Below are 24,362 nucleotides of genomic sequence, written 5' to 3'. Positions count from 1 at the left end.
CGCCCCATGATCCTCGACGGCAACGATCCCTCGGCCATCGCCGCTGCGGCACGCGCGCTGCGCGGCGGCGCGTTGCTGGGCCTGCCCACCGAAACGGTGTACGGACTGGCGGCCGACGCCAGCAGCGACGCCGCCGTGGCGCAGATCTTCGCCGCCAAGGGTAGGCCCAGCGACCACCCGCTGATCGTGCACGTGGCCGACGCATCGGGCATCACGCACTTCGCGCGCGAGGTGCCGGCCTTCGCCCAGGCCCTGGTCGATGCGTTCTGGCCCGGCCCGCTGACGCTCATCCTGCCGCGCTTAAGTGGCGTGGCAACGGCCGCCACCGGCGGCCAGGACAGCGTGGGCCTGCGCTGCCCGGCCCACCCCGTGGCCCATGCCGTGCTGCAGGCCTGCGCCGCGCCCGGCGACGGCCCCGAGTTCGGCGGCCCGCCCGTGTGGGGCCTGGCCGCACCCAGCGCCAACCGGTTCGGCCGCGTCAGCCCCACCACGGCACTGCATGTGCAGGACGAGTTCGGCGCATCGCTGCTGGTGCTCGACGGCGGCCCCTGCGGCGTGGGCATCGAATCGACCATCGTCGATTGCACGCGCGGCGTGCCCGTGCTGCTGCGCCCCGGCGCCATCACGCGCACCCAGATCGCGGCCGCCTGCGGCATCGAACCGCTATCAAAAGAAGAGCTCCCCGCGCTGACACCACGGGCCTCAGGCACGTTGGAAGCCCATTACGCGCCGAACGCCAAGGTGCGCCTCATGGATGCCAAGGCGCTGCAGACGGGTCTGGACCTGCTCGGCGCCGAGGCCGCGCACCTGGCGGTGTATGCGCGCGCTCCGCTGCGCAGCGCGTCGCCGCAGGTGCTGCTGCGGCGCATGCCCGACGACGCCGAGGCCACGGCCCAGCAGCTGTTTGCCGCGCTGCGCAGTTTCGACGACGCCGGTGCACGGCTCATCTGGATCGAGACACCGCCCGACACCCCCGACTGGGAAGGTGTGCGCGACCGCCTGCAACGTGCCGCCGCGGCCTGAGGCCCGGCGCCACGCCACTCGTTAAACTACCGAACCCTTACCGGAGAACACAACATGGCAGCAAATTGGATGCGCCGCACCGCCTTGGTCGCCGCATGTGCGTCGGCAATGCTTCTGGCGGCCTGCGGCTCCAGCACCACGGAGTCGGCGATCACGCCCAACCGTTTCATTGCCTTTGGCGACGCCTTCAGCGATGCGGGGCAAACGGGCTCGCGCTACACCGTCAACAACGGCACGGTGAACAACTGGACGGTCCAGCTCGCTTCGCGCTACGGCAAGACCGTTGCCCCGGTTTCCACAGGCGGCCTGAGCTATGCCCAGGGCAATGCACGCGTCTCCAGCAAGCCCGATGCCGCGGGCAACGCGAGCACCCCGACCATCACCGAGCAAATCGACAGCTTTCTGGCAAGCAAGGCTTTTGAGCCCAACGACATCGCCGTGGTCAACGGCGGCATCAGCGACCTGATCGTCGGCATGGCCGCCGTGCAGGCGGGCACGCTCAGCAGCGCCGATTTCGTGGCGCAGGCCAAACAGAGCGGCCAGGCCCTGGCGGCACAGGTGCGCAGGCTCGTGAATGCCGGAGCCCCCCACGTGGTGGTGGCCGGCACCTACGATCTGAGCAAAACGCCTTGGGCGGTCAGCATCAAGCAGGAATCGCTGCTGGCCGATGCCAGCCTGCGCTTCAATGAAGGGCTGCTGATTGCCCTCAACGACCTGGGCAACAAGGTGCTGTACGTGGATGCGGCGTACTACGTCAACCTCTACACGTCGGTGCCGGGGGCCTATTTTTTCACCAACGCCGCCGACCCGGTGTGCACATCGGTGGACGCAGGCAATGGCATTGGCATCGGTACCGGCCAGGTGAACTCGGCACTGTGCACCGCTTCCACCCTGGTGTCCGGCGCCAACGTGGACGCCTATGTGTTTGCCGACAAGGTGTATCTCAGCCCATCGGCCCATCGCCAGTTTGGCAATTACGCCTACGACAAGTTGCGCGCCCGCTGGTAGCCCGGCGACCCTCCGCTCCACCGGCGGAGACAGACTCCCAAACAAAACGCCCCGGCCAAGGCCGGGGCGTTTTTCATGGTGCCTGCGTGTCCGCAGTCACTTCACTGCATCGAACAGGCCTCGCGCCTGGGCATGGCAGAACGGCGGCGTGTACGTGCCGTGGTACGAGCCGTAATACGTGGCAAAGGCGGCCGAGGTGGGATCGGTCGGGGCCTTGCCGCCGGGGCCATAAGTGGCCTGGATCATGGGATCCACATCCACCGAGCTGACGTTCTTCAAGCCACGGCTATCGAAATCTGCCTTCATCACCACCTGGTGTACGGCAGGAGGTACGGTCGGATCGCCCGCACCGCCACACAGCAGCACCTGCGCCTTGGGGTTCCAGCCCAGCAGGTCGTTCTTCTTGGCGGCTACCGCCAGAGGATGGGTGCTGCTGGTGCGCGCACCTTCCAGAAACTCGGATTGGAACAGTGCATCGCGCGCCTGGTTGGGCGTGCCGCCCGGCAGCATGCCGCTGGTCACCAAGGTGGTGTAGTTGAGCGTGGGGTTGGGCAGCAGGTTCTCGATGTAGTTCGAATAAGGCGCCTTGAACACGGCCTTGACGTCCGTGTACACCGTGCCATAGACCTTTTGCCACGCGGTGACGAGATAGGGCACAAAGAACTGGAAGCCCGCGATCGCATCGGGCAATTTGAGCGATCCCGACAGGTTGTAAGGACCCGACAGGTGGGCGCCAGCAACCACGTTGAATTCCGTGGGGTGGTCGCGCTCGGCGGCACGTTGCGCCGCCATGGACGCATGCCCCCCCTGCGAATACCCCGTGAACATGACCTTGCCCGACAACGTGGCGCCGACCGCGCCCGCAGCGTTGCGCGCGGCACGCACCGAGTCGATGACGGTAGTGGCTTCGGAATCGGCATGCAGATAGGGGTGGTAGGTGTACTGCGACTTGGCGAAACCCAGGTAGTCGGAAGCCACCACGGCATAGCCCTGGGCCGCGTACATGGCCGCCAGCAGGAAGGTTTCCTTGTCCTGCGGGTTGGCCAGGGTGCGGGGCTTCTCCAGATCGGTTCCCTTGGCATAGGCCACGAGTGCAGCGGGCGCCGTACAGGCCGCTCCGGCAGGCACCAGCATCACGCCTGAGGCGTTGCTGCTGTCGTTGCCCTTGGCGCCCACGGTGTTGTAGTTGAGTGCCACCACCTTGACGTCGCACTTGGCCTGGCCACTGAGCGCCTGCAGGCCACTGGCGGCCGTCGCTGCATTGATCTGTGCGGCACTCAGCGTGGTCACCACAACGGGCGTATCGATGAGCGAGCCCCGCACAGGATCGTCGGACCCGCCACAGGCCACCAGCAACAAGGCCGCACCAGCCACACAGGAGAGACGGAAAGCATTCATGGATTGATACCTCTGGTCACAAAAGCCCGATGGTGCCCAGCCGCAGGAACTCGGACATCGGGAATTACGCGAACCCGGTCTCACCAAAGACGCGTCTGCGACACATTTTTGACCCAAACCTCAACGGCTGCGCCCGTAACGCAGCTTCATGGCCAGAATGGCCGCCGCCAGGCACAGGGTGACCGCGTTGGCCACCACAATGGGCCAGGCCCGCAGCGCCACGCCATAGGCCAGCCACAAGGCCACCCCCAGCGTGAATGCGCTGTACATACCCAGGGAGATGCCGCGCACGTCGCGCGTACGGAAGGTGTGCAGTGCCTGCGGCACAAAGCTCAAGGTGGTCAGGCAAGCGGCCAGGTAGCCGATCCAGTCAATCCAGGGCATGGTCAGAATGCAGCTTGGTGGTGTTATTGGTCGCGTCCAGTCCAGTCCACCAGCGCATCGAGCACTGGCCGTGCCGCCGCAGCCGACGGGTGGTTGACGATGGCCACCAGCACATAGCGGCGCCCGCTGGCGGCATGCACATACCCGGCCACGGCCAGCACATCGCGCAGACTGCCGCTCTTGAGGTGGGCCGCACCCGCCCTGCTCTTGCTGCGGCGCAAGGTGCCGTCGATGCCGACAATGGGCAGCGAGGACACCAGCTCAGGCATCACGGGCGACACCCAGGCCTGTTGCAGCATCCGCCCCAGGCCCAGCGCGCTGACCCGCGCCTCGCGGCTGAGGCCCGCACCGTTATCGACCACCGGGGGCGCCTGATCGCCCAGGCGCGCGCGCCACCATTGCAGCAGCACCTCTTGCGCGCCCTCGAAGCTGGCCACCGGGTTTTTCTGCAAGGCCAAGGACAAGAACACATGCTGCGCCATGACGTTGTTGCTGTACTTGTTCACGTCGCGCACCACCTCGGCCAGCGCAGGGGAGGTGGACTGGAACGCGGGGCGCAGCCCCGCAGGCACCTGGCCATCGCGCACGCGCCCGGTGAGCTTGCCGCCCAGCTCGCGCCACATGCCCTCCACGGCACGCGCGGCAAAGCCTGCCGGGTCGGCATAGGCGACGGCCCAGACACGCTCTGCGCAGCGGGCGGAATAGCTGCCTTGGAACACCGTGCGCTCGGGGTTGCCCAGGTCGGCGCGCAAACCTGCCCGCCAATCACCACACTCTGCCGTCGCAGGGGCCAGCGGCACGGTGGGCTGCAACTGCACGCCAGCCAACGGCGGGTCGTACTGCACGCGCGCCACGCCCGCCACAGGGTCTGGCACAAAAGTCATGACCACCGACTTGTAGTTGAGCAGCAGCGCATCCGGCGCCGCGTTGTAGGGGCGCAGCGGCTCGCCGTCAAAGCGTCCGGGGTCGTGTGCAGGCACGGTGAACGCACTGCGGTCCAGCACGATATCGCCCACGATGACCTGGACACCCTGCGCCTGAAGGCGCCGCAGCAACAGCCACAGGCGCTCCAGCACCAGCTTGGGGTCGCCCTGGCCCTGGATGTACACATTGCCCTTGAGGCTGCCGCCCTGCACCACGCCATCGATATACACCGGCGTGCTCCAGGTGTAGGCAGGCCCCAGCAGATCCAGCGCGGCGTAGGTGGTGACCAGTTTCATCACCGATGCGGGGTTGACCGGCTCCTGGGCCCGGTAAGCCAGGCGCGCGTTCGCACGGGCGTCCTGTGCATCGGCCACATACACCGACAGCGCCTCGCGCGGCAGCTTGGCGCGCGCCAGCGCCGCCTCCACTTCAGCGGGCCAGGACATGCCCGGATTCGCCCAGGCGGCGGTGGCACCAACGGCCAGCACCGCACCGAGCATGCGGCGCAGGCACCGCAGGTCGAAAGCAGGAAACAGCATGCGGCGAGTCTAAGGGCTTGCCAAGCGACCCTCGACAGCCCTGGATCACCGGTGCGGAAAACGCATGGCAAAGCGCTCGGCCAGGGCTGTGACCGTGAGGCTTGGATTGACCCCCACGTTGGCCGGGATGGCGCTGGCGTCCACCACATACAGACCGGGACACCCAAAAACCTGGTGGTGTGCATCGACCACGCCCTGCTCCGGACGGCTGGCAATGACAGCACCGCCCAGCACATGCGCCGTCACCGACAGATTTCCCAGGCTCTCGAACAGCACATTCATGGCCTGGCCACCGCAGGCCTGCGCAAAATGCCGCGCGGCGGCGTTGGCCTGCGGCAGGTAGGACGGCGGCCGTGCCCCGCCGGGCACCTGTGAGCGCAAACCCCAGCGCCCACCGCGCAGCAAGGTGCGCCCATAGCCGAAGGCCATGGCATTGTCTGCATGCTGCATCACGGTCAGCACCGACATGCGCCGATACCAGTGGCGCGCAAAGAAGGAGCGCGTGGAGCGCACGGGCCGCGCCACAAAGGCCCACAGCACCTGCGCCCCCCGCCGCCAGGGCCGCGCTCCATCGACCAAGGGCCCCATGTACATGCGCATGAAGCCATAGCTCGGGGGAAAGCGGTTCTGCGTGATGTGGGTGTGCGCATCCGGGTGGAAGTGGGTCGAGATGGTGGTGCCCTGCGAGATGTCGGTTTGTGCATCCTGCGCCAGGATGCCCACCACGGCCTCGCTGTTGGTGCGCACATGCTGGCCCAGGGAAGCAGGCACATCCGGCAGGGTGCGATAGCGGTCGCGCGATGCGAACAAAATATCCAGCGTCCCCAGCACCCCGGCAGACAGCACCACCCGGCGAGCACGGAGTGGCGGCAGGCTCACGCTGCGCTGCCAAGGGTGGCGCAGGTGCAACCGGTAGCCCTCTCCCGGCAGTTTCTCCAGATGGGTGACCTGGCATTCCACCCGAACCGCCACTCCGGCCTTCTCAGCCAGGTGAAGGTAGTTCTTGTCCAACGAGTTTTTGGCGCCCACCGCACAGCCGGTGATGCAGCGGCCACAACGCTCGCACCCCTTGCGCGCCGGACCTTGCCCGGCAAAAAAGGGATCGGCATGTGCGCGGCCCGGTGCACCAAAGAAAATGCCCTGTGGCACAGGGCCGAAGCTGGGCTCCGCCCCCATCCGGCGGGCCGTTTCGCGCAGCCATTCATCCTGCAGTCCTGGGTAGGGATTGGTGGCCAAACCCAACATGCGCTCTGCGGTGGCGTAATGCGGCGCCAGCTCGGCCTGCCAGCCGCCCTCGGCGTCGGGCCAGGCGGGGTCGGTGAAAAACGCTTCCTGCGGACGCAGCAGCACGGCCGCATAGACCAGGCTGCCACCGCCCAACCCAATGCCACGCACGATGCCCACATGCTGAAAGACCTCCTGCGCCAACGGGCCGCTACGGCCCAGGCTGGGCATCCAGGCCAGGGCGCGGGCATCGGTTCCAGCGCGTTCCAGGTCTTCGGGCGACAGGCGGCGCCCCTGCTCCAGCAAGGCCACCTTCCAGCCCTTTTCTGCCAGACGCAAGGCGCTGACGCTGCCACCGAAGCCGGAGCCCACCACCACCACATCGTGGTCGAAGTCATCCGCAGAAGGCGTCATGCCTGGCGTTCCAGCAAGAAGGGAAAGGCCTGCCCGCGCAATCCTGGCAGGTGGATCACCGTCATGCCCAGCAGATGGCTGGCATCCAGCGCGCGCAGCTCATCGCGCACCCAGCGCCAAGGTCGCGGCGCCTGGGCGCCGTAGTGCAGCAGGACGCTCGGTCGGCCATCCATGGGCGATGGCCCCTCCGAGCATTGCATGTGCAGGCACTCGGTCTGCACCCCGCGGCGCGCAAGCACATTGGTGGCGCGATCTGGTGACAGAAAGCGTTTGCCCTGCCAACCCGGCAGCCCACCCAACGCCACACCCACAGGCCCCGACCAACGCAGCCACCAGGGGCCGATGAACCGCGCCTGGTAGAAGCCTGCCCGCATGGCTGGCGCAGGCGCCGGCAGATCCTGAAACAAACGGCGCAGCTCGTTCAACGACAGGCTCGCAGGCACTGCCGCGTGGGCCGAAAGCGGCTCAGAAGGCATAGCCCGCGGTCAAGGTGAAGACGGCCGGCCGGAACCGGATGTCCATGGTTCGCGGCACGCCAGCGGTGGTGGCGGTCAGGCGGCTCTTCACCCGCGCCGTCATCAGAGCGCCCTGGATCGACCAGCGTTCATCGATGCGATAGCTCAGCCCCACCTGCGCGGCCAGGCCCCAGGAGTCGCCCATCGAGATATGGGTCGGCCCGCCGTTCAGCGCATTGCCCGCCGCCGTCGAAGTGCGCTTGTCAAAGTTGGTGTAGTTGATGCCCAAGCCCACCGAGGGACGCCACCGGCTCGTGGGCTCGCCGAACTTGTAGTTCAGGAACACGGTGGGCGCAATCTGCCGAACCCGGGCCAGCACCTGCCCCTGGTACGCCAGCACATGCGCTGGCAGTGCGGGCGAGAGCTTGGCGGTCGAAGCGTGGGTGGGGGGGTAGCCTGCCGCAAACTCGACTTCCAGGTTGTCGTTGATCGAGCGCGCCACAGTGAAGTACAGCGTGCTGGCCGACTGCACCTCCAGGCCGATACCGGAAGGCGGCGGTGGCAGCATGGGCCCCGCCACATCGGAGGCCGTGGAATGGGGCGAAATATGCGCCCCTCCCACACGCACAAAATACTGCTGCGCCATCACCGCGCTGCAAGGCACCAGCAGCATGGCGGCACCCACCAGGGAAAGCATTTTTTTCATGGTTTTGTCTCCTCCGAAATATCACATGCCCGATGCGAGGACCTGCTGAAAGTACGCACGCGCTGCGGCGTTGCAGAACGGTGGGACCAACGTGCCGTGGTAGGCCTGCGCCACGGCACTGGCCCCCCCCGCTGCGGCGACCGACGCCTTGGCGCTGGCGAAACCCAGCTTGACGGCAGCGAATGGATCGTTGACGCCTGGCGCCGAGTCCACATCCAGCACATTCAACAGACCTGCCGGTGCCGCCGCCGGAGACGGCGCGGACCAGTAGCCCTGCATGACCTGGGTGTTGAGCCCATAGAACACCGTCGGGTCTGCGCGCCCGCCACACAGCAGCATGGGGCGCTTGGGCGTCCAGCTGCGCATGTCGTTCTTGCGCAAGGCCTGACGCATCGGGTGGCCGGGCGCTGCGGCCGGAGCGCCAGTGGTCGGCACAGGGACAGCGCCATCCGGATGGGCCATGGCATCCTGCAGGTACGCCAGGCGGGCGGCGTTGGTGACCAGGTGTGGGGTGCCGAAGCCCAGCGCAAACAGTGCCGCCTGGTCCGCAGGCGACGTGGGGGGCGTGATGGTCGCCATCGATGGCACCGGAGGCGTGCTGCTGAACACGGCCGTCTGCGGCAGCTTGCCTTGTCTGAAAAGTTCCGCCGCGCCCATCTTGCTGGGCAGCAGCGTCTCGATGCCTTCGGCATAGGCCGCTTCGTACAGATCGGTCGTCTTGCCGTAGATGTTTCCGTAGGCCTTTTGGTAGCTGGTGGACAAAAGAGGCGTGAACAGCGTGGCACCCAGGTTGACATTGCCGTAGTACACCGCGTCAGCAAAGGCTGCCAGCGCGTAGGGGCCAGACATGGGGGCCGAGGCCGTCACGGTTTGCCCGGCAGCCTGCAACGCGCGGTGCGTGGCCATGGCCACATGCCCGCCCTGCGAATAACCGGTGATGAACAGACGGCCCGAATCTCCCGCCCCCAGATTCTTCATGGCCTTGCGCGCCGCCGTGAGCGCATCCACCATTTCGGACGACTGCTGCTCTGCATTCAGGTAGGGGTGGTAGGGAAGCGGTGAGGTGTCGTAACCCGCATAGTTGGGCGCCACGACCGCGAAGCCCTGCGCGGCATACATGGCTGCAATCAACAACCCCTCGCTCGCGCCAGGGCGCGAGAGGTCGGTGATGTCAGCGATGTTGTAGGCCTTTTCCGGGCTGGTGCCATGCGCATAGAGCACGATGGGGCGGGCACCGGTACAGGCCGGATCACTGCCGGTGGGCAGCATAAGGGCACCGCTGGCGCGGGTGGGCTCTGCCGCGCCGCCGACCGTGCCGTATTCGATGTAATGGAAGAGCACGCCGCACCGCGGAGCGCCGGTCACCTGGAGCAAGCCCTGCCCAGCCGCACTGCCCTGCAGCCGGGCCGTGAACTCGGCAGCATCCATGCCGGTGATGCGCAATGGCGGGCTGTACACCAGCGAACCGCGCGCGCCGCTCGTATCATGGGTGCTGGGCGCCCCCATGTCCGAACCGCCGCAGGCCGCCAGCACCAACGCCGCGCCCAAACCCAACCCTCCAAACAACCGCCGCATAAGCCAGTCTCCTTCTATTGGGTGCCTCAGCACCACCGTTGTGAATTGGAGAAGATGCTACGGGGAGCGGTTGTTTTTCTATCGAGGGACAAGTACCGATACCTAAAAATTATCTGCGTCAGCGATCAGCACCCTCTTTCGATTGGTGTCGTCGCATGACTCGCCAAAGGGACCATCGCCACGGCCTGACGGTGATTTCGCGTTCGGTCAGCTTTCAAGTCTGCGGAAAGTCTGGCGATAATGCCCGCTTCCCCTTCTGACCGGCCCATGAACCTGCTCGCCTTCGATACCAGCACCGAAACCCTGTCCGTCGCCGTGCAGCGCGGCAGCTCGGTGTGGGAGCACACCGGCCCGGGCGGCGCACAGGCTTCACACGGGCTGCTGGCGTCCATCCAGAGTCTGCTGGCCCAGGCGGGGCTGGAGCTGGGAGCGTTGGACGCACTGGCCTTCGGCCGGGGGCCAGGCTCCTTCACTGGATTGCGCACCGCCTGCGCGGTGGCACAGGGCCTGGCGTTTGGTGCGGGTGGCGGGCGCGGCCTGCGTGTGCTGCCCATCGATACGCTCCATGCCGTGGCCGAACAAGCGCGCCACCAGCATGGTGCCCAGCAGGTGGTAGCGGTACTGGACGCCCGCATGGACGAGGTCTATGCCGCCCACCTGCATTGGGAACAGGACCGCTGGCACACCGAATCCGGCCCGGTGTTGGCAGCCCCCGAGCACATCCACGCTCCCGCAGGCTGGACAGTAGCGGGCAACGCCCAGGCAGCCTATCCCACCCGGCTGGCACCCACTGCCGAACATGTGAGGGCCCTGCCCACGGCCGCAGCCCTGTTGCGACTGGCCCCGGCCCTGCTGGCCGCAGGCCAGGATGTGGACGCCAACGGCGCCATGCCTCTGTACCTGCGCGACAAGGTGGCGCAGACCACGGCCGAACGCGAAGCCCTGCGCATGGGGAAGCCGGCATGAACACCGCTGCCATGCCCGCAGACACCCAGGCACTGGAGGCGCGCCTGGAGCCCCTGAGCCTGGCACGCCTGGACGAGGTGCTGGCCATCGAAGCCCTGGCCCACCCCCACCCCTGGTCGCGCCGCCATTTCACCGACGCCCTGGCCAGCGGCTACCGCATCGACATCCTCCTGGGCGGCGACCAGATGCTGGGCTACTTTGTGGCCATGCGCGGCGTGGAAGAGGCCCACCTGCTGAATTTGACCGTGGCACCCGCCTTCCAGCGCCAGGGTTGGGGGCAGATCCTGCTGGACGCACTGGCCCTGTGGGCGCGTGGGCAGGGCTTGCAATGGCTGTGGCTGGAAGTGCGCGTCAGCAACGAGCGGGCCCGTGCGGTGTACCATTCCAACGGTTTTCAGCAGGTCGGCCTGCGCAAGCGCTACTACCCGGCGGCCGGCGATGCGCGCGAAGACGCCATTGTGATGAGCCGCGCACTGTGATGGGCACTATGGCCCCCAGCCTGCCACTCGACCCCCGCCAGCGCGCCATGCTGCAGGAAATGGGCGTGCGGCTGTGGCTGCCGGAGGCAGGCGCGAACGCGCAGGCTCCCTCGGCACAGCGCACCGGGAGCGCAGGTACCACAGTGCCCGGCCCCGCGGCGAGCAACCTACACCGCAGCACCGCTGCGCCGACGCCAGCCCGCCCCACTGCGGCACCCAGCGCGGCAGTACCCACACCGGCAAGCCCTGCGCCCTCCACGCACGCCACCACGGCACAAGCGGTACTGCAGGAACCACGCACGCTGTACCCCGATGCCAACCCCGCACTGTGCCCACCCGCACTGGGCGCGGCCTGGCTGCTGGTGGCCGAAGGCGTGCACGGCAGCGCCGCCCTGGCGGAGCAGGCCGGACGCCTGCTCGACAACATGCTGCGCGCACTGGGCCTGCACCAGCACCCCCGGGTGGCTCTGTGCACGCTCGACCAGGCCCCCTCTGGCGCCGAAGGCACCGGCGTGGACAACGCGCTGGCCGAGGTGGTGGCACGGCTGGCTCCCGCCGTCGTGCTGGTGATGGGCCGCGTCGCCGTGCGCCACTGCCTGGGCCGCAGCGAACCCCTGGGGCAATTGCGCGGCCAGCCTTTTACACTGGCCGGGGTGCCTGCAGTGGTCACGTTCGATGCACCGGTGCTGTTGCGCTCACCGCACCTCAAACCTGCGTCCTGGGAAGACCTGTGCCGCGCCCGTGCACTGGCTGCCGCTGCAGCGCAGTAAGCGCGCCACACAGCGTGCACTGCAACAAAGCCGGTGCGATAATTCCCAGCTTGCAATTTGGAGCCTTTGCCATGGAAGCCTATCCCAGTCGATAGCTTTCAGCTCCCTGGTTCGTGCCGGGGCTGAAAGCGCCCCCAACCCAGCCCCCGGCCACCCCCTTCAGGGAGCAATCGCATGCTCAATATCTTCACGCTCGCCAATGGGCGCCTCGTCCAGGAAGAAATCGAATCGCTGGAAGAGCTGTCTCGCTTCCAGCCCATCTGGGTCGATCTGGAATCCCCCACGCTGGACGAAAAGCGCTGGGTTTCGCAGTACTACGGCCTGTCCATCCCCGAGGATGCGATGGACGAGGACATCGAGGAATCGGCCCGCTTCTACGAGGAAGACAACGGCGAACTGCACATCCGCAGCGACTTCCTGATCGACGACCACGAGCAGCCACGTTCGGTGCGCGTGGCCTTCATCCTGAACCTCATCAACCCCAGTCTGCGCAGCAAGGGCGTGCTGTTCTCGCTGCACGACGAGGACATTCCGGTGTTTCGCCTCCTGCGCCTGCGTGCGCGACGCGCACCGGGGCTGATCGAGGATGCACGCGACGTGTTGCTCAAGCTGTTCGACGCCGACGCCGAGTACTCGGCCGACACGCTCGAAGGCATTTACGACGACCTGGAAAAGGTCAGCACCCAGGTGCTGGCAGGCGATGTGACCGACGCGCGCGCTGGTGAGGTGCTGGCCGCCATTGCACGCCAGGAAGACTTGAACGGCCGCATCCGCCGCAACGTGATGGACACGCGCCGCGCGGTGAGCTTCATGATGCGCAGCAAGATGCTCAACGCCGAGCAGTTCGAGGAGGCGCGCCAGATCCTGCGCGACATCGAGTCGCTGGACAGCCACACGGCCTTTCTGTTCGACAAGATCAACTTCCTGATGGACGCCACGGTCGGTTTCATCAATATCAACCAGAACAAGATCATCAAGATCTTCTCGGTGGCCAGCGTGGCGCTGTTGCCCCCTACCTTGATCGCCAGCGTGTACGGCATGAACTTTCAGTACATGCCCGAGTTGGGCCAGAAATGGGGCTATCCGTTTGCGCTGGCACTCATGCTGGCCAGCGCGCTGGGCCCCATGTGGTATTTCCGCAAGCGAGGCTGGTTGAAGTAAAAAAATGGCACCAGCGCTTATAAATAAAGCGCTGACAGCTATCATTTTTATAGCAAATTCATCAATTGCCGCACGATGTGGTCGGCATAGCGGCTGGCCACGTTCTGGATGAATACCGGGAAATCGACATGGGCGTCGTCGTCTGCCCGGTCCGAAATGGTGCGCACGGCGGCAAAGGGTACAGCGTAGTCCAGGCACACCTGGGCCACCGCGGCGCCCTCCATTTCCACGGCCAGCACATCGTGGCCTGCAGCCAGCAGCGGCTCGCGCAGCGCGCGCGAGACCTGGGCACAGGTGATGAAGCGGTCGCCACTGGCCATCAGGCCCTGGTGCAGACGGGGCGCACGGCCCGCTGGGCCCGTGTGCAGAAGTGCCCCTTCGGTGGTCAGGCAGTGGCGCACTGCCTGCGCCAACTGCGCCGAGAGTTCCGCATCGCAGGCCAGGCGCACACCGGGGTAGCCAGGCACCAGCCAGCGCTCGAACAGGGGCGACACATCCATGTCGTGCTGCACATAGTCGTGCGCCACCACCACATCGCCCACCTGCACGCCATCGCCCACCCCGCCTGCCACGCCCGTGAACACGATGCGCTGGGATGCAAAACGCTCAATCAGCACCGTGGCGGTGGTGGCCGCAGCCACCTTGCCAATGCCCGAGAGCGCCAGCACCACCGGCTTGCCATGCAACGCCCCCGTCCAGAAGGAGCGCCCAGCGTGCATCACGCGCCGGGCTTGCTCCAGGCTTTCCACCAAACCGGATTGTTCTTCGGGAAGGGCACTGAGGATGGCTGTAGTCATGGGAAAGAGAAAAAAAGAGCGGCCCTGGTGGCCGCTCGGCATTGTGGCGCAAAGAATGCGCGACGGCTTCAGCGTCGGCTTACTTCTTGTCGCGCAGCTCGCGCCGCAGGATCTTGCCCACCGGGGTCTTGGGCAGCTCGGTGCGGAACTCGATCACCTTGGGCTGCTTGTAGCCCGTCAGTTCGTGGCGGCAGTATTCGCGCACCTGGGCCTCGGTCAGGTCAGGGTCTTTCTTGACGATGACGAGCTTGACCGCCTCGCCAGACTTGTCATCGGGCACGCCCACGGCGGCACATTCCATCACGCCAGGGCAGTTGGCGACCACCTCTTCCACCTCGTTGGGATAGACGTTGAAGCCGCTGACCAGAATCATGTCCTTCTTGCGGTCCACGATCTTGAAGAAGCCGCGCTCGTCCATCACACCCACGTCACCAGTCTTGAAGTAGCCATCCGCCGTCATGACCTTGGCGGTTTCGTCCGGGCGCTGCCAGTAGCCCGCCATCACCTGCGGGCCCTTGATGGCGATTTCTCCGGGCTGGCCCAGTTCGGTGACCTGATTGCCCTCGTCATCGAGCAGCTTCATGCTGGTGCCGGGCAAGGGCAGACCGATGGTGCCGGTGAACTCGGTGGCCGTCACCGGGTTGCAACTGGCCGAGGGGCTGGTTTCCGACAAACCGTAGCCTTCGCAGATCGGGCAGCCTGTCTTGTCCAGCCACAGCTTGGCTACGGCGCCCTGCACCGCCATGCCACCGCCCACGGACACCTTGAGGTTCTTCCAGTTGACGGTGTTGAAGTCAGGATGATTGGCCAGACCGTTGAACAGCGTGTTGACGGCCGGGAAGCTGTGGAAGGTGTGCTTGGACAGTTCCTTCAACACTGCGGGCAGATCGCGCGGGTTGGGAATCAGGATGGTCTTGCCACCGGTGCGCATGGACAGCATCATGTTCACGGTGAACGCGAAGATGTGGTACAGCGGCAGCGCGCACACGGCCGTGGGCTGTTCGCCTGCGGGCACCTTGTTCATCACCGGTGCATTCCAGGCCTCGGACTGCAGCACGTTGGCAATGATGTTGCGATGCAGCAGCACTGCGCCCTTGCTCACGCCCGTGGTGCCGCCGGTGTATTGCAGCAGGGCGATGTCGTCGGGCTTGATGTCCGGCTTCTTGAGCGTTCCACGGGTGCCCTGGGCAATGGCCTCGTTGAAGCGCACGGCCCCCGGCAGGTCGTAGGCGGGAACCATCTTCTTGACGTTGCGCACCACGTAGTTGACCAGCGCGCCCTTGAGCAAGCCCAACTGGTCACCCATGGCGCACAGCACCACATGCTTGACCGGCGTGTGCGTGATGCACTGCTGCAGCGTGGTGGCGAAGTTTTCGATGATGACAATCGCCTTGGAGCCCGAGTCCTTGAGCTGGTGCTCCAGTTCGCGCGGCGTGTACAGCGGGTTGACGTTGACCACCACGAAGCCGGCGCGCAGGATGGCCGCAACCGCGACCGGGTATTGCGGCACATTGGGCATCATGATGGCCACGCGGTCGCCCTTGACCAGGCCCAGGCCCTGCAGGTATGTCGCAAAGGCCTTGCTCAGAGAATCGGTCTGCGCATAGCTGACATCCTTGCCCATGAAGCTGTAGGCCACGCGGTCTGCGTACTTCTGAAAGGCCTCTTCCATCAGCGCCACGAGGGAAGGGTACTGCCCCGGGTCGATGTCTGCAGGCACGCCAGAGGGATAGCTCTTGAGCCAAATGCGGTCGGTCATCTCCAAGTCTCCTGATGGTTCAATCTCTGTTGTGTGTGAAAACCGTGCCCAAAACTCCGCACGGTCGTGCTTTTTTCCTGTGGGAATTATGCCCTGTCAGCCTTTGAGCGCGCCCAGCACTTCGTCCAGCATCTTTTTGGCGTCACCGAACAGCATGCGGTTGTTTTCCTTGTAGAAGAGCGGGTTGTCCACGCCGGCGTAACCCGATGCCATGGAGCGCTTCATCACGATCGAGGTCTTGGCTTTCCACACCTCAAGCACGGGCATGCCTGCGATGGGGCTGGTCGGGTCGTCCTGCGCAGCCGGGTTGACGATGTCATTGGCGCCAATGACGATGGCCACATCGGTGTCCGGGAAGTCCTCGTTGATTTCGTCCATCTCCATCACGATGTCGTAGGGAACCTTGGCCTCGGCCAGCAGCACGTTCATGTGACCGGGCATGCGGCCCGCCACGGGGTGGATGGCAAAACGCACCTGCACGCCCTTGTCGCGCAGGGTCTTGGTGATGTCGTTGACGGTGTGCTGTGCCTGGGCCACGGCCATACCGTAGCCGGGCACGATGATGACGCTCTTGGCCTCGCGCAGCATCTCTGCCGTCTCGGCGGAGCTCACAGGGACCACCTCGCCCTGGGGCGCGGCCGCATCACCCGTCTTGGCCGGGGCTCCACCGCCGGAACCAAAACCACCCGCGATCACGCTGATGAAGTTGCGGTTCATCGCGTTGCACATGATGTAGGACAGGATTGCGCCCGAGGAGCCGACCAGCGCGCCGGTCACGATCAGCAGGTCGTTGCTCAGCATGAAGCCCGTGGCCGCCGCGGCCCAGCCGGAATAGCTGTTGAGCATGGATACCACCACCGGCATGTCTGCGCCACCGATGGCCATGACCATGTGGATGCCGAAGAGCAGCGCGATCACGGTCATCACCACCAGGGGCAGCATGCCCGACTGCACATCGTGCGCGGCCAGGAACTCCTTGCCGAACCAGATCACCACCAGCAGCGCGACCAGGTTGAGCCAGTGGCGCCCAGGCAGCAGCAGGGGCTTGCCGCCGATCTTGCCGTTGAGCTTGCCGAACGCAATCAGAGAACCCGAGAACGTCACAGCGCCGATCAGGATGCCGACGTAGATCTCCACCTCATGGATGGCCTTTTCCGCACCTTGCAGTTGGATCGAGGTATCGACATAGCTGGCAAAGCCCACAAGACAGGCCGCCAGACCGACCAGGCTGTGCATGAGCGCGACCAGTTCGGGCATCTGGGTCATTTTCACGACCTTGGCGGCATACAGGCCGATGCTGCCGCCAACGACCAGGGCACCAACGATCCACACGATGCCCGAGGGGCTGACGCGCGGGCCGAACACCGTGGCCAGCACAGCCAGGGCCATGCCGATCATGCCGAACAGATTGCCGCGGCGGGATGTTTCGGGGTTGGACAAGCCTCCGAGGCTGAGGATGAAGAGGATGGCAGCGCCGAGGTAGGCGACAGTAGCGAGACTTTGGGACATGGGTTTGTTTCCTTGCTGTGGGTCTCGTTCTTATTTGCGGAACATGGCGAGCATGCGGCGCGTCACGGCAAAGCCGCCGAACATGTTGATGGCCGTGAGCACGATGGCGGCAAAGGCCAGCCAGAGGATCAGCCCGTCAGGCCTCCCGTTCACCCCGGCTTCGGGCGGGGCAATCTGCACCAGGGCCCCGATGGCAATGATGCTGGAGATAGCGTTGGTCACGCTCATCAACGGCGTGTGCAGCGCGGGCGTAACGTTCCACACCACCATGTAGCCGATGAAACAGGCCAGCACGAACACCGTGAAGTGCCCCAGGAAGGCCGCCGGCGCGTAGGCACCAATGAACCAGAAAGCCACCGCCGCCACGGCAAAGATGATGCCCAGGGTCTTGGCGGGCAAGGGGCCGCTGCTGCCATGCCCATGGCCGCCCTTCTTCTGCTCCACGGGGGCCGCCGCAGGCTTGGGCGCGGGCGCCGGGGCCTGCTTGAGGGGCGGTGCGGGCCAGGTAACGGCGCCGTCCTTGATGACGGTGAGGCCGCGGATCGCATCATCCTCCATGTTGACCACGGCCACGCCGTCCTTGGCCTTGCACAGTTCCTCTACCAGCCGCAGCAGGTTGGTGGCATAGAGCGTGGACGATTGCTTGGCCAGGCGCGAGGCCAGGTCGGTGTAGCCGATGATGGTCACGCCATGGCGCACCACGGCCTCGCCGGGCACGGTCAGTTCGCAATTGCCGCCCTGTTCGGCGGCCATGTCCACGATCACGCTGCCGGGCTTCATGCTCTGCACCATCTCGGCAGTGATGAGCTTGGGCGCCGGCTTGCCGGGGATCAGGGCGGTGGTGATGATGATGTCCGCATCCTTGGCCTGGGTGGCGTACATCTGGCGCTGGGCGGCCTGGAATCCTTCGCTCATGACCTTGGCGTAGCCGCCGCCGCCAGAGCCATCCTCCTCATAGTCCACCTTCACGAACTCGCCACCCAGCGACTTGACCTGGTCAGCGACTTCGGCACGCGTGTCGTTGGCGCGCACGATGGCGCCCAGGTTGGCCGCCGTGCCGATGGCCGCCAGGCCCGCCACACCGGCCCCGGCGATGAAGACCTTGGCCGGAGGCACCTTGCCCGCCGCCGTGATCTGGCCGTTGAAATAACGGCCGAAGGCATTGGCCGCCTCAATAACGGCGCGGTAGCCGCTCACGCCGGCGGTGGATGTCAACGCGTCCATTTTCTGCGCGCGGCTCAGGGTGCGCGGCAGGCAGTCGATGGCCAGCACCGTGACCTTGCGTGCGGCGAGCTGCTGCATCAGTTCAGGGTTTTGGGCAGGCCAGACAAAGCCGATAAGCGTCCCACCCTCGCGCATCAGCGCCACCTCATCGCTGCTCGGTGGGCGAACCTTGAGCACGATGTCCGACGCCGACCACAGCGCGACCGCATCGGGCAGCACTTCGGCACCGACTGCACGATAGGACTCATCACTGAAATTCGCAGCGTCTCCGGCGCCCGACTCAACAGCAACTTTGAATCCGAGCTTGATGAGCTTTTCCACCACGTCGGGCACGGTGGCCACACGTTTTTCGCCGGGATAGGTCTCCCTGGGCACACCGATGCGTTGCATCGTTGCTGTGGGGCTGGTTTGCATGGGTTATCTCCTCCAGGTTCATGGCCGGGGCACAAGCGCCGAGGCGCTTGCGTGGGCTATGAGAAGGAACTTGCTTGCTGCCGTCCTCCCTTTGCCCGCGTTTTTTTGCTGACCGTGAGCTTACATGAAGAACGAGGCGCTCCTATCTCGCACAGGACAGCATCCAATAGAGTGCATCCTCCAATAGAAAAAACGGCAGCGCTCTGGCTGCCGTCTTGTCTGAGGAAAGGGACAGATACTCAGTTGACCACTTGCGCCAACTCGCCCGCCACATACTTCTGTGCCATCACGGTCAAGGTGAACCCTTTGATCTTGCCGCCCTGGCCTTCGCAGCCGAATTCCAGGTAGCGCTGCTTGCACACGGCCTTGGCGGCCTCTCGGGCGGGCTTGAGCCATTCGCGCGCATCGAACTTGTCGGGGTTCTCGGCCATGAACTTGCGCACCGCGCCGGTCATGGCCAAGCGGATGTCGGTGTCGATGTTGATCTTGCGCACGCCGTACTTGATGGCTTCCTGGATTTCCTTGATCGGCACGCCGTACGTCTCTTTCATCTTGCCGCCGTACTGGTTGATGATGGCCAGCAGCTCTTGCGGTACCGACGAGGAGCCGTGCATCACGAGGTGCGTATTGGGAATACGGGCGTTGATCTCCTTGACGCGGCTGATCGCCAGCACGTCGCCCGTGGGCGGACGTGTGAACTTGTAGGCACCGTGGCTGGTACCAATGGCGATAGCCAAGGCATCCAGTTGCGTGGCCTGGACAAAACGGGCCGCTTCTTCGGGGTCCGTCAGCATCTGGCTGTGGTCCAGCTTGCCCACAGCGCCAATGCCGTCTTCCTCACCGGCTTCGCCGGTTTCCAGCGACCCCAGGCAGCCCAGCTCACCCTCGACAGTGACACCAACCTTGTGTGCCATGTCCACAACCTTCCGGGTCACGTCCACGTTGTAGTCGAAGGAAGCAGGCGTCTTGCCGTCCTCCATGAGCGAGCCATCCATCATGACCGAACCGAAGCCCAGGTCGATGGCGCCTGCGCACACCTTGGGGCTGGTGCCATGGTCCTGGTGCATGACCAGCGGGATGTGGGGATAGGCTTCGCAGGCGGCCTGGATCAGATGTTTGATGAAGGACTCGCCCGCATATTTGCGCGCGCCAGCACTGGCCTGCAGGATCACAGGCGCACCCACCTCATCGGCGGCCGCCATCACAGCCTGGACCTGCTCCAGGTTGTTGACGTTGAAAGCGGGAATGCCATAACCGTTTTCAGCGGCATGGTCGAGCAGTTCGCGCATCGAGACGAGAGGCATGGTGGTGGATCCGTAAAGGTTGAAAAACGGGAGCGGCAGACCAGTGGCCGTAACCGCCTTGTAACCCGCAATTCTACCGACCCCAACCGCGCGCCGAACTTACCGGCATATGCCTGGCGCTCAAGATGCTCGGCAGATCTTCAGCATGTTGGTTCCCCCAGGCGCCCCCATGGGCTCGCCGCAGGTGATGGCGTACACATCCCCGCTGCCCACGATGTTGCGCATCTTGAGATGGCTCTCGGCCTGCTCCAGTGCGGTATCGCGGTCTGCACTGGTATCCATCAGCAAGGGGCGCACGTTGCGAAAAAGCGCCATACGCCGCTGCGTGGCCACCTTGGGCGTGAGTGCGTAGATGGGAATGTGGATGCGATAACGGCTCATCCACAGTGCCGTGGATCCACTGTCCGTCATGGCCACAATGGCCTTGGCTCCCAGGTGATAGGCGGTGAACAAGGCGCCCATGGCGATGGATTGGTCAATGCTCGTGAATGTACGACCGGAGAAATCCGCGTCGAGCTGCGGATCCTCTGCCGCCTCTGCTGCGGCGCAGATCTTGGCCATTTCTTGCACGGTTTCCAGTGGGTACTTGCCGGCCGCCGTTTCTGCACTGAGCATGACGGCGTCTGTTCCATCCAGCACGGCATTGGCCACGTCGCTCACCTCCGCGCGCGTGGGGACCGGATTGGTGATCATGCTTTCCATCATCTGGGTGGCCGTGATCACGACCTTGTCCATGTCACGCGCCATGCGGATCATCTTCTTTTGCAGGGCAGGCACAGCGGCATTGCCCACCTCCACGGCCAGATCGCCCCGCGCCACCATGATGCCGTCGCTGGCACGCAAGATGGATTCCAGGTGCGGAATGGCTTCAGCGCGCTCGATTTTCGCGATCAGCCCGGGCTTGTGGCGGTACTCCGCCGCGGCCACATTGCACAGCTGTCGCGCCATTTCCATGTCGGTCGCATTCTTGGGAAAGCTCACCGCGACATAGTCCGCCTGGAACTGCATGGCTGTGCGGATGTCCTCCATGTCCTTGGCCGTGAGCGCGGGCGCCGTCAGTCCGCCGCCTTGTTTGTTGATGCCTTTGTTATTGGAAAGCTCGCCACCAATACGCACCTTGGTATGAACCGCCTCGCCACGGACGGCTTCCACGGTCAGGACAATCAGACCATCGTTCAGCAACAACACGTCCCCGGGGCGGGTATCGCGCGGGAGCTCCTTGTAATCCAGGCCCACACCCTCCTGATCGCCAAGTTCAGTGCGCGATGCATCCAGCACGAACGAGGCCCCGGCTTCCAGCATGATGCGCCCCTGGGCAAACTTGCCTACCCGAATCTTGGGGCCCTGCAGGTCGGCCATGATGGCCACTTCCCTGCCCGCACGCTGGGCTGCCTCGCGCACCATCTGCGCCCTGTCCACATGGTCCTGGGCACTGCCATGGCTGAAGTTCAACCGCACCACGTTGACACCCGCCTGGATCATTCGCTCCAGCAACCCCACCTCACTCGAGGCAGGACCCAAGGTGGCTACGATCTTCGTGGCGCGGCGAGGGGAGAGAGACATGGATGCCCTTTGAACGATGTAATCGGGTTTCTATTTTCACACAGAATCAGTTACAGAACTGCATCAACGATACGTACTGAACGCTGAAACGGCGCCCAAGAAAAAACCGCCCAAAGGCGGTTTTTTTTTGGAGAACCTCGCCACTCAGCGGGGCACGGTCAGCATGCGCTGAACGTCACGGTCATTGGGCAATGCGTAGTCGTGACCGCGCACAATGCGGCTGTCTTCGGTACGCACCAGCTTGAGGCTGACGTAAGTGAAGTTGGCCGCAGCGGAGTACGTTCCAACCAGCACCAGCGTAGCGTTCTGGCTGCGTGCGATGTCCTTGATTTCACGGGACAGCAACAGTTCGCCAGCGCCTTCCTTGACGAAGACATCACCACGCAGCTTGATTTCCTTCACGTTGAAGCCCTTGGCGGACATCACGGAAGCGTATTGCTCCGACAAGGTACGACCCAAGGGGGCTGCACGGCTCATGTCGTTGACGTTGACCACGGTCGCCACCAGCACGGGGCCGCCACCGAGTGTCGAGACATCAAAACCAGTGACCAGCTTGCCCACGGCATCTGCGTTGGCCTGCAAGAACTGGCTGCTGGCGGCTTCCTGGTAAGTGGGCTCGGTACGCACCGGAGCGGTGTTGGATGCGCAGCCTGCCATCAGCGCGGCAGCCAACGCGGTCAAGAGTGCGGTAGTTTTGAAGCTCATTGCGACACCACCTTCATGTTGACGCTCTTGGAAGGACGCATAAACAACGGCGTGTCTGCGTTTTCCAGGTAATACACGTCGGTCTTGCGAGCGAGGTACTGGCCACCACGCGCCACCGTCGTGGTCAAGATCATTTCAGTATTGGTAGGACCACCGGAATTGACGCTGGCACCGTAATCAGCCGCCACGGCCAAGCCCAGCGCACCCAGCATCTGGGCATCGAGGTGCTCGTGGCGCAAACCATAAGCAGCCATCAGACCTGCAGTGATCATGGTGAACTGACCGGGAATGAAATGAGGCCGCTCGCTGTTGTGACGCACCACTTGTGCGTGGTAGGTCACATCCAGGGTTTGACCGGGCATTTGTTGCACCGTGGCACCACTCTGAACCAGCTTGGTGATCAGGAAATCGCGAAAGCCGACGTCAAAAGCGCTGGGGTTGGGAGGCAGCGCCACATGCAGAGGCGTGCCGGGTGCCACACCCGCCTTGTCGAGCGTTGCCAGCGTCTGGGCCACGACATCGCGCGACACCAGTTCCCAATGCCCGGCAGAGCGAACCTTGGGCTGAACGGTCAACTCAAAATTTTCGGCCAGGGGAATGGGCGCACGGTTTGCACAACCCACCATCGTAGCCACAGCGCCAGCCAAAACAGCCAGGCTGATTGCCCTTGAAAACACCATGATTCCCTCCTACGGACTTGGACGGTAGAAAGCCAAGAAAACGAGCCACTACACGATTGAAATTGATTTTGGGTGCAGGCCTCAACAAAAACAAGAAAAAGATGCGCTAACTGCGCTTTGCAGCAGACGCTTTGTTGTTTTTGTCACAGTACCCACCTCGCCTGTAACAGGCGGTTTCAAATCAAGCTGCAGCCCGCTTTTCCAGTATCTCGAAGGCCGGGAGGGTTTTCCCTTCCAGAACTTCAAGGAACGCTCCGCCGCCAGTGGAGATATAGCCCACTTTCTCTTCAATGCCGTATTTGGCAATGGCGGCAAGCGTGTCGCCACCACCGGCAATCGAGAAAGCGGGCGACTCGGCAATCGCCTGTGCGATGGCCTTGGTGCCATTCTCAAAGGCCGCAAATTCGAACACACCCACAGGCCCGTTCCAGACGATGGTGCCCGCTGCCTTGAGTTGCGCAGCAAGCCTGGCCGCTGTTTCGGGCCCGATGTCCAGGATCAGGTCGTCATCGGCAACCTCCGAGGCCTTCTTGACCGTGGCTGCGGCGTCGGCGGCAAAGGTCTTGGCAACGACGACGTCGGTGGGAATGGGCACTTCGGCGCCGCGCGCCTTCATGGCCTCGATCACCGCCTTGGCCTCGCCCACCAGGTCGGCTTCTGCCAGACTCTTGCCGATGTTCAGACCCGCCGCCAACATAAAGGTGTTGGCAATGCCACCGCCAACGATGAGCTGATCCACATTCTTGGCCAGGCTTTGCAGGATGGTGAGCTTGGTGGACACCTTGGAGCCCGCCACGATGGCGGCCAAGGGGCGCTTGGGCGAAGCCAGCGCCTTGCTGATGGCGTCGATCTCGGCCGCCAGCAGCGGGCCTGCGCACGCCACAGGCGCAAACTGAGCAATGCCGTAGGTGGTGCCCTCGGCGCGGTGGGCGGTGCCAAAGGCGTCATTCACAAAGATGTCGCACAACGCAGCCAATTTGCGCGCCAGGTCTTCCTTGTTCTTCTTCTCACCCACGTTCAAACGGCAGTTTTCCAGCAGCACCAACTGGCCGGGCGCGACGCTCACACCATCCACCCAGTCGCTCACCAGGGGGACCTCGCGCCCCAGCAACTCGCCCAGACGTTGTGCGACGGGAGCCAGAGAGTCTTCCGGTTTGAACTCACCTTCCGTCGGACGACCCAGGTGGCTGGTCACCATGACCGCAGCGCCGGCCTGGAGTGCCATCTCGATGGCGGGCACCGAGGCGCGGATGCGTGTGTCTTCGGTGATGCGCCCTGCATCGTCCTGCGGAACATTGAGGTCGGCGCGGATGAAGACGCGCTTGCCGGCCACTTGGCCGCTGGCGCACAGATCGGAGAAGCGAAGGATGTTCATCGGTGT

At 64.6% G+C, this 24,362-nt stretch carries 22 protein-coding genes; 6 read left to right on the top strand and 16 right to left on the bottom strand.

All coding sequences use genetic code 11. The annotated features are described in order from the left end of the window. Nucleotides 1-6: 6 nt before the first annotated feature. Both GWK50_RS00930 and GWK50_RS00925 read left to right on the top strand, forming a co-directional pair. Entirely contained in the window at nt 7-1,023 is a 1,017-nt protein-coding gene (locus GWK50_RS00930) for an L-threonylcarbamoyladenylate synthase (protein WP_162014863.1), read from the top strand. A gap of 54 nt (nt 1,024-1,077) precedes the next feature. Continuing rightward, nucleotides 1,078-2,031, top strand: coding sequence for an SGNH/GDSL hydrolase family protein (locus GWK50_RS00925; protein ID WP_162014862.1), 954 nt, complete (start codon nt 1,078-1,080; stop codon nt 2,029-2,031). Nucleotides 2,032-2,127: 96 nt separating this feature from the next. Here the strand turns inward: GWK50_RS00925 and GWK50_RS00920 are convergent, their stop codons facing one another. From GWK50_RS00920 to GWK50_RS00890, 7 genes are all read right to left on the bottom strand, one after another. Further along, nucleotides 2,128-3,429 carry a lipase family protein gene (locus GWK50_RS00920; RefSeq protein WP_162014861.1) on the bottom strand — a complete coding sequence of 434 codons (1,302 nt, stop codon included), beginning with the start codon at nt 3,427-3,429 and terminating at the stop codon, nt 2,128-2,130. A 120-nt stretch (nt 3,430-3,549) separates the two neighbouring features. Next, complete coding sequence (locus tag GWK50_RS00915) at nt 3,550-3,813, bottom strand: SemiSWEET transporter (protein WP_162014860.1); 264 nt, start codon at nt 3,811-3,813, stop codon at nt 3,550-3,552. A 23-nt stretch (nt 3,814-3,836) separates the two neighbouring features. Next, nucleotides 3,837-5,276 carry a D-alanyl-D-alanine carboxypeptidase/D-alanyl-D-alanine-endopeptidase gene (gene dacB, locus GWK50_RS00910; protein WP_162014859.1) on the bottom strand — a complete coding sequence of 480 codons (1,440 nt, stop codon included), beginning with the start codon at nt 5,274-5,276 and terminating at the stop codon, nt 3,837-3,839. 45 nt (nt 5,277-5,321) lie between these two features. Continuing rightward, nucleotides 5,322-6,914, bottom strand: a complete 1,593-nt coding sequence (locus GWK50_RS00905) for a GMC family oxidoreductase (protein WP_162014858.1) — start codon at nt 6,912-6,914, stop codon at nt 5,322-5,324. Then, on the bottom strand, nt 6,911-7,390 hold the full coding sequence (locus GWK50_RS00900; protein ID WP_162014857.1) for a hypothetical protein: 480 nt from the start codon (nt 7,388-7,390) through the stop codon (nt 6,911-6,913). The genes GWK50_RS00905 and GWK50_RS00900 overlap by 4 nt, the downstream gene beginning before the upstream one ends. Continuing rightward, nucleotides 7,380-8,075 carry an OmpW family outer membrane protein gene (locus tag GWK50_RS00895; protein ID WP_162014856.1) on the bottom strand — a complete coding sequence of 232 codons (696 nt, stop codon included), beginning with the start codon at nt 8,073-8,075 and terminating at the stop codon, nt 7,380-7,382. Before GWK50_RS00895 ends, GWK50_RS00900 begins: the two co-directional genes overlap by 11 nt. 21 nt (nt 8,076-8,096) lie before the next feature. Further along, nucleotides 8,097-9,650, bottom strand: coding sequence for a prolyl oligopeptidase family serine peptidase (locus GWK50_RS00890; protein ID WP_162014855.1), 1,554 nt, complete (start codon nt 9,648-9,650; stop codon nt 8,097-8,099). 267 nt (nt 9,651-9,917) lie between these two features. On the opposite strand from GWK50_RS00890, the gene tsaB reads away from it, so the two are divergent. From tsaB to corA, 4 genes are all read left to right on the top strand, one after another. Further along, complete coding sequence (gene tsaB, locus GWK50_RS00885; RefSeq protein WP_162014854.1) at nt 9,918-10,616, top strand: tRNA (adenosine(37)-N6)-threonylcarbamoyltransferase complex dimerization subunit type 1 TsaB; 699 nt, start codon at nt 9,918-9,920, stop codon at nt 10,614-10,616. Continuing rightward, nucleotides 10,613-11,095, top strand: a complete 483-nt coding sequence (gene rimI, locus GWK50_RS00880) for a ribosomal protein S18-alanine N-acetyltransferase (protein ID WP_197904954.1) — start codon at nt 10,613-10,615, stop codon at nt 11,093-11,095. The genes tsaB and rimI overlap by 4 nt, the downstream gene beginning before the upstream one ends. Further along, nucleotides 11,095-11,865, top strand: coding sequence for a hypothetical protein (locus GWK50_RS00875; protein ID WP_242455254.1), 771 nt, complete (start codon nt 11,095-11,097; stop codon nt 11,863-11,865). Before rimI ends, GWK50_RS00875 begins: the two co-directional genes overlap by 1 nt. Nucleotides 11,866-12,039: 174 nt before the next feature. Then, a complete protein-coding gene (gene corA, locus GWK50_RS00870; RefSeq protein WP_162014853.1) occupies nt 12,040-13,026 on the top strand; it encodes a magnesium/cobalt transporter CorA in 987 nt (328 codons plus the stop codon). Nucleotides 13,027-13,073: 47 nt separating this feature from the next. On the opposite strand, the gene GWK50_RS00865 is transcribed toward corA, so the two are convergent. The 9 genes from GWK50_RS00865 to GWK50_RS00825 form a co-directional block, all read right to left on the bottom strand. Then, nucleotides 13,074-13,823, bottom strand: a complete 750-nt coding sequence (locus GWK50_RS00865) for a 5'-methylthioadenosine/adenosylhomocysteine nucleosidase (protein ID WP_162014852.1) — start codon at nt 13,821-13,823, stop codon at nt 13,074-13,076. Between the two features lie 79 nt (nt 13,824-13,902). Beyond that, nucleotides 13,903-15,582 (bottom strand): long-chain-fatty-acid--CoA ligase, encoded by a 1,680-nt coding sequence (locus GWK50_RS00860; RefSeq protein WP_162014851.1) that lies wholly within the window; start codon nt 15,580-15,582, stop codon nt 13,903-13,905. 96 nt (nt 15,583-15,678) lie between these two features. After that, nucleotides 15,679-17,091 (bottom strand): Re/Si-specific NAD(P)(+) transhydrogenase subunit beta, encoded by a 1,413-nt coding sequence (pntB, locus tag GWK50_RS00855; protein WP_162014850.1) that lies wholly within the window; start codon nt 17,089-17,091, stop codon nt 15,679-15,681. A gap of 30 nt (nt 17,092-17,121) precedes the next feature. Continuing rightward, nucleotides 17,122-18,729: a Re/Si-specific NAD(P)(+) transhydrogenase subunit alpha gene (locus tag GWK50_RS00850; RefSeq protein WP_162014849.1), complete on the bottom strand. Its 1,608-nt coding sequence runs from the start codon at nt 18,727-18,729 to the stop codon at nt 17,122-17,124. A 239-nt stretch (nt 18,730-18,968) separates the two neighbouring features. Then, nucleotides 18,969-20,033: a class II fructose-bisphosphate aldolase gene (fba, locus tag GWK50_RS00845; protein WP_162014848.1), complete on the bottom strand. Its 1,065-nt coding sequence runs from the start codon at nt 20,031-20,033 to the stop codon at nt 18,969-18,971. A 120-nt stretch (nt 20,034-20,153) separates the two neighbouring features. Continuing rightward, a complete protein-coding gene (gene pyk, locus GWK50_RS00840; protein ID WP_162014847.1) occupies nt 20,154-21,596 on the bottom strand; it encodes a pyruvate kinase in 1,443 nt (480 codons plus the stop codon). Between the two features lie 144 nt (nt 21,597-21,740). Continuing rightward, nucleotides 21,741-22,301 (bottom strand): FlgO family outer membrane protein, encoded by a 561-nt coding sequence (locus GWK50_RS00835; RefSeq protein WP_162014846.1) that lies wholly within the window; start codon nt 22,299-22,301, stop codon nt 21,741-21,743. Further along, complete coding sequence (locus GWK50_RS00830) at nt 22,298-22,981, bottom strand: hypothetical protein (protein WP_162014845.1); 684 nt, start codon at nt 22,979-22,981, stop codon at nt 22,298-22,300. The genes GWK50_RS00835 and GWK50_RS00830 overlap by 4 nt, the downstream gene beginning before the upstream one ends. Before the next feature lie 181 nt (nt 22,982-23,162). Then, on the bottom strand, nt 23,163-24,356 hold the full coding sequence (locus GWK50_RS00825; protein WP_162014844.1) for a phosphoglycerate kinase: 1,194 nt from the start codon (nt 24,354-24,356) through the stop codon (nt 23,163-23,165). Nucleotides 24,357-24,362: the final 6 nt, after the last annotated feature.

Source organism: Acidovorax sp. 210-6 (genome assembly GCF_010020825.1).
Classification (GTDB): Bacteria; Pseudomonadota; Gammaproteobacteria; order Burkholderiales; family Burkholderiaceae_C; genus Simplicispira; species Simplicispira sedimenti.
Note: the sequence above shows the minus strand (reverse complement) of the source record. Positions and strands in the feature narration are given on the sequence as shown.

What these genes read in the sequence shown, in the direction of transcription:
- GWK50_RS00930 (WP_162014863.1), top strand. Translation starts at nt 7, where the DNA reads ATGATCCTCGACGGCAACGATCCCTCGGCCATCGCCGCTGCGGCACGC.
- GWK50_RS00925 (WP_162014862.1), top strand. Translation starts at nt 1,078, where the DNA reads ATGGCAGCAAATTGGATGCGCCGCACCGCCTTGGTCGCCGCATGTGCG.
- GWK50_RS00920 (WP_162014861.1), bottom strand. Translation starts at nt 3,429, where the DNA reads ATGAATGCTTTCCGTCTCTCCTGTGTGGCTGGTGCGGCCTTGTTGCTG.
- GWK50_RS00915 (WP_162014860.1), bottom strand. Translation starts at nt 3,813, where the DNA reads ATGCCCTGGATTGACTGGATCGGCTACCTGGCCGCTTGCCTGACCACC.
- dacB (WP_162014859.1), bottom strand. Translation starts at nt 5,276, where the DNA reads ATGCTGTTTCCTGCTTTCGACCTGCGGTGCCTGCGCCGCATGCTCGGT.
- GWK50_RS00905 (WP_162014858.1), bottom strand. Translation starts at nt 6,914, where the DNA reads ATGACGCCTTCTGCGGATGACTTCGACCACGATGTGGTGGTGGTGGGC.
- GWK50_RS00900 (WP_162014857.1), bottom strand. Translation starts at nt 7,390, where the DNA reads ATGCCTTCTGAGCCGCTTTCGGCCCACGCGGCAGTGCCTGCGAGCCTG.
- GWK50_RS00895 (WP_162014856.1), bottom strand. Translation starts at nt 8,075, where the DNA reads ATGAAAAAAATGCTTTCCCTGGTGGGTGCCGCCATGCTGCTGGTGCCT.
- GWK50_RS00890 (WP_162014855.1), bottom strand. Translation starts at nt 9,650, where the DNA reads ATGCGGCGGTTGTTTGGAGGGTTGGGTTTGGGCGCGGCGTTGGTGCTG.
- tsaB (WP_162014854.1), top strand. Translation starts at nt 9,918, where the DNA reads ATGAACCTGCTCGCCTTCGATACCAGCACCGAAACCCTGTCCGTCGCC.
- rimI (WP_197904954.1), top strand. Translation starts at nt 10,613, where the DNA reads ATGAACACCGCTGCCATGCCCGCAGACACCCAGGCACTGGAGGCGCGC.
- GWK50_RS00875 (WP_242455254.1), top strand. Translation starts at nt 11,095, where the DNA reads ATGGGCACTATGGCCCCCAGCCTGCCACTCGACCCCCGCCAGCGCGCC.
- corA (WP_162014853.1), top strand. Translation starts at nt 12,040, where the DNA reads ATGCTCAATATCTTCACGCTCGCCAATGGGCGCCTCGTCCAGGAAGAA.
- GWK50_RS00865 (WP_162014852.1), bottom strand. Translation starts at nt 13,823, where the DNA reads ATGACTACAGCCATCCTCAGTGCCCTTCCCGAAGAACAATCCGGTTTG.
- GWK50_RS00860 (WP_162014851.1), bottom strand. Translation starts at nt 15,582, where the DNA reads ATGACCGACCGCATTTGGCTCAAGAGCTATCCCTCTGGCGTGCCTGCA.
- pntB (WP_162014850.1), bottom strand. Translation starts at nt 17,091, where the DNA reads ATGTCCCAAAGTCTCGCTACTGTCGCCTACCTCGGCGCTGCCATCCTC.
- GWK50_RS00850 (WP_162014849.1), bottom strand. Translation starts at nt 18,729, where the DNA reads ATGCAAACCAGCCCCACAGCAACGATGCAACGCATCGGTGTGCCCAGG.
- fba (WP_162014848.1), bottom strand. Translation starts at nt 20,033, where the DNA reads ATGCCTCTCGTCTCGATGCGCGAACTGCTCGACCATGCCGCTGAAAAC.
- pyk (WP_162014847.1), bottom strand. Translation starts at nt 21,596, where the DNA reads ATGTCTCTCTCCCCTCGCCGCGCCACGAAGATCGTAGCCACCTTGGGT.
- GWK50_RS00835 (WP_162014846.1), bottom strand. Translation starts at nt 22,301, where the DNA reads ATGAGCTTCAAAACTACCGCACTCTTGACCGCGTTGGCTGCCGCGCTG.
- GWK50_RS00830 (WP_162014845.1), bottom strand. Translation starts at nt 22,981, where the DNA reads ATGGTGTTTTCAAGGGCAATCAGCCTGGCTGTTTTGGCTGGCGCTGTG.
- GWK50_RS00825 (WP_162014844.1), bottom strand. Translation starts at nt 24,356, where the DNA reads ATGAACATCCTTCGCTTCTCCGATCTGTGCGCCAGCGGCCAAGTGGCC.